Origin of the sequence: Ruegeria sp. ANG-R (assembly GCF_000813985.1) — a bacterium.
Taxonomy (GTDB): Bacteria; Pseudomonadota; Alphaproteobacteria; order Rhodobacterales; family Rhodobacteraceae; genus Ruegeria.
Genome location: NZ_JWLJ01000035.1, coordinates 1 through 789, shown reverse-complemented (window position 1 = coordinate 789; position 789 = coordinate 1). Strand labels below are relative to the sequence as shown.

Below are 789 nucleotides of genomic sequence, written 5' to 3'. Positions count from 1 at the left end.
AGGTTCTGTTGCAAACTTTGACGATTGACGCTCGAGAATGCAGAGAGTGAATAGCCGCTGGTGTTTATCAGCCGAAAGACTACTCATGATTTCCTTCAAAGGCGCGCAATACCCAAGAGATGTGATCCTATTCGCGGTGTTCTTTTACGTTCGATATGGTGTTTCATACCGTGACCTGGAGGAAATTATGGGTGAGCGTGGTGTTTCGGTGGATCACACAACACTGAACCGCCGGGTAACAAGATATTCCGGCGCGATCGCTGAGGCTGCGCGTCGCCGAAAAAGATCCTGCGACCGTTCTTGGAGAATGGACGAGACTTATATCAAGGTGAAAGGCGTGTGGGTTTACCTCTATCGCGCTGTCGACAAGCACGGCAAGACGCTTGATTTCATGCTTTCCCCGCGACGAAACAAACCGGCTGCGACAAAGTTCTTCGCCAGGATGCTGGAGATCAACGGGCTTCCGAGGAAGATTGTCATCGACAAAAGCGGAGCTAACACGGCTGGCATCAAGGCCATAAACAAGATGCTGAAAGGCTTTGGTTGCCCGATCCCCATTGAAATGGTCAGGCGGAAATACTTGAACAACATCGTGGAACAGGACCACCGCTTCATCAAAAGACGAACCCGCCCGATGCTGGGGTTTACGGCCTTTGCTTCAGCGGTGGCAACGTTGGACGGGATCGAAGCGGCGCACATGATCCGCAAAGGTCAACTCACGCCCGGACTCTGTCCGTTTCGCCAGTTCGCTGAGCTTGCCTCTTAAACCCGCTGCCACAGCGCGTTATT

The 789-nt window shown here is 52.6% G+C and carries 1 protein-coding gene; it reads left to right on the top strand.

Annotation, left to right across the window (positions count from 1 at the left end):
• Positions 1-85 precede the first annotated feature (85 nt).
• Positions 86-766, top strand: coding sequence for an IS6 family transposase (locus RA27_RS22965; RefSeq protein WP_039544636.1), 681 nt, complete (start codon positions 86-88; stop codon positions 764-766).
• Positions 767-789 lie beyond the last annotated feature (23 nt).

Coding starts and splice junctions, on each gene's coding strand:
- RA27_RS22965 (WP_039544636.1), top strand. CDS start 86: ATGATTTCCTTCAAAGGCGCGCAATACCCAAGAGATGTGATCCTATTC.